This is a genomic window from Natroniella acetigena, from assembly GCF_023227745.1.
In the GTDB taxonomy this organism is placed as follows: Bacteria; Bacillota; Halanaerobiia; order Halobacteroidales; family Halobacteroidaceae; genus Natroniella; species Natroniella acetigena.
The window spans coordinates 1-2,696 of the sequence record NZ_JALKBX010000101.1 but is presented as its reverse complement, the minus strand read 5'-3'; the positions used below and the strand labels follow the sequence as shown (position 1 = coordinate 2,696).

Below are 2,696 nucleotides of genomic sequence, written 5' to 3'. Positions count from 1 at the left end.
GTTTTAGTTATTGTAGATTGTCTTCACAATACTAGGCGATACTTTTCATATCGCAACAGATCACACCATAATTGTAACAAAACTTCACCTTTAAATCCAATAACTGTACATAATATCCAATAAATAAGCAAATTAATATAGATTTGACTATTATTTTAATCTATTATATTATTAAATTTAGTTTTAAGCAAGCTTAAAGGAGGAATTAACTGTGAGTTTAGCCTATATCGATCCAATTGCATTTCAACTTGGCCCTATTACTATTTTTTGGTATGGGATCTTCATTGCATTATCTTTCTTAGCTGGAATTGGTATTGCTACTCAAGAAGCTAAGAGAAAAAATGTTAATCCTGATTTAGTATTAGATTTAATTGTCTGGACTATCCCCTTTGTAATTATTGGAGCTAGAGCCTACTATGTAATCTTCAAATGGGATTATTATAGTCAATATCCAGCCCAAATAATTGATCGTGGCGGTTTAGCGATTCATGGTGGTCTAATTGCTGCTATTACAGTGACTATTATCTTCACTAAACGAAAAAAGATTAACTTTTGGAAAATAGCCGACATTACAGCTCCAGGAATTGTTTTAGGACAGGCAATCGGTCGTTGGGGTAATTTTATGAATCAAGAAGCCCATGGAGGCCCTGTCAGTAGATCATTTTTAGAAAATCTCCAGTTACCGACATGGCTTATTGAACAGATGAGGATAGATGGTACTTATTATCATCCAACTTTCTTATATGAATCACTCTGGAATTTAACTGTCTTTTGCTTTCTTTTCTTCTACTGGAATAAAAAAGACTTCTTAAAGCCAGGTGAATTATTTCTAAGTTATCTCGGGTTATATTCACTAGGTCGTTTCTTTATCGAAGAGATGAGAACTGATAGTCTAATGCTTGGCCCTTTCAGAGTTGCTCAATTAATCAGTATCTTTGTTATCATGTTCTGCTTTAGTATTAGTTATTATAATCACAAAAATAACTCTTAATTCCTGTTTAATCATATCTTACTCGATAGCAACTACGACAACGAGCTTCATAATATTCTTCATTTTGCTCAGCCCCATCATCAATCCCAGCCCCTACACTACTACTACTACTACTACTACTACGATCGGAGCATTAATACTAGCTGGCTGTCCATTAATCAATCGCTGATTTCTAGTAGCTGGATTAGAGCATTTAACACAAACAGTATGTAACTTAGTTACATACTCTGCTCTAGCCATCAATTCAGGAATCGATTCAAATGATATAATAAGCTCAAAAATTCGTCAATCAAAATTAAGAGTCTGGCATTTAGTAATACCTAGCTTATCATCTGATTTAGTAGCTTGAAGAGTACTTTCGGAACCAATAAAAGTAATAATCTCTTCAACCTCAATTCTAAGTTGTCTTAACTGTGTTGCTAATTTAACTAATTGCTCATCTTCTTTTGCTAAGAAAGTTGTAATTATAACCCTCTCCCCTGGCTGTAATTGGTTATAACGACAATCATCTAATGCTACCTCTTCTGGTTTAAAGACCGTAAATTTTTTATTTAACTGCTTAGCAAGCAGATAGGAGAATAAATAATCATCATCTATTATTGAGACAATACCATCAATCCGCTCAAGCTCAAAATTTTCCTTTAAATATTTGGTCATTCTTCTACTATACTCTTCTATCTCAACAGTTGTAGGTCTAACCTCTCCCTTGTTAAATATCTTTGTCTCTCCCAAGCGTCTATCATTAAATTTATCCAAGTTATCTTTCACCCGCTGGTAACCTAAGTTGTATAACTCTTTTTTCTCTTCTAATGACAAGGAAAAATCAGTAGCTTTAGTCTTCCCAGTTAAAATTGAAATAATATAGGAATCAGATAATTCGATCTGTCGCTGCTCATTAACCGAAATTACCATATTCATTAAAGTAGTTAGGTAGTCTACAAAATTATTAATCTCCGTCTGCTCTTTTTGTTCTTGTTCTATTAATAAGAATCCTAATACCGGCTCTTCAGCTTCACTAAATACATTTAACGGTAGATTATTCATTACTCCCCCATCAACATATAACTGAGATTGATATCGATAAGGAGCATAAAAGATAGGAATTCCCATTGACATCCTTACAGCTTCAGCTACAAAAGCCTCTGGGGTTTCAGTTTTAGAAAAGACCTGCTCTTTACTATAAGTAACTTCTGAAGTTATAATCTTAACATTCATCCTTAAATCTTTAAACTTATTGATGCCCTTAGCAGCTAATCTAGCCTCAATCCAGCGCCAAAAATACTGACCACTATATAAACCATAATCTTTGATCAATCTAAATAAAGAAAAGCCATCTTTAAATTTATTGAAATCAACTCGGTACATTATTCCTTCTAATTCATCACAACTATAACCAGCCCCATACAAAGCAGCTATGATCGCCCCTGCTGAACTACCAGCAATCGCTTTAATCTCTATCCCTTCTTCTTCTAAGGCCTTTAGTCCTCCTACATGGCTAATCCCCTTAATTCCACCACCATTAAGCGATAAGTTAACCTCCAAATTAGGCCCTCCTTTCTGAACTAATTTAAAAGCTTATACTTATTATTATATAGTTAGTTGCTTTAAAATGTGAAAAGTAACGCTTGATTGATATATAGTTTCACTTTTAAAATTAAAATCTGCAACCAATAAACTTCAAAATCAGTTTCGAGAGGGCTAAAAA

3 protein-coding genes are annotated in these 2,696 nt (G+C 33.6%); 1 reads left to right on the top strand and 2 read right to left on the bottom strand.

Features of this window, described 5'->3' with window-relative positions; genetic code table 11:
* Positions 1-211: 211 nt before the first annotated feature.
* Positions 212-991: a prolipoprotein diacylglyceryl transferase gene (gene lgt / locus MWH25_RS12675; RefSeq protein WP_248628019.1), complete on the top strand. Its 780-nt coding sequence runs from the start codon at positions 212-214 to the stop codon at positions 989-991.
* A gap of 93 nt (positions 992-1,084) precedes the next feature.
* Here lgt and MWH25_RS12670 read toward each other — a convergent pair whose 3' ends face one another.
* Both MWH25_RS12670 and MWH25_RS12665 read right to left on the bottom strand, forming a co-directional pair.
* Complete coding sequence (locus tag MWH25_RS12670; protein ID WP_248628018.1) at positions 1,085-1,231, bottom strand: thymidine kinase; 147 nt, start codon at positions 1,229-1,231, stop codon at positions 1,085-1,087.
* A 45-nt stretch (positions 1,232-1,276) separates the two neighbouring features.
* On the bottom strand, positions 1,277-2,533 hold the full coding sequence (locus MWH25_RS12665; protein WP_248628017.1) for a patatin-like phospholipase family protein: 1,257 nt from the start codon (positions 2,531-2,533) through the stop codon (positions 1,277-1,279).
* Positions 2,534-2,696 lie beyond the last annotated feature (163 nt).

Coding starts and splice junctions, on each gene's coding strand:
- MWH25_RS12670 (WP_248628018.1), bottom strand. CDS start 1,231: ATGGCTAGAGCAGAGTATGTAACTAAGTTACATACTGTTTGTGTTAAA.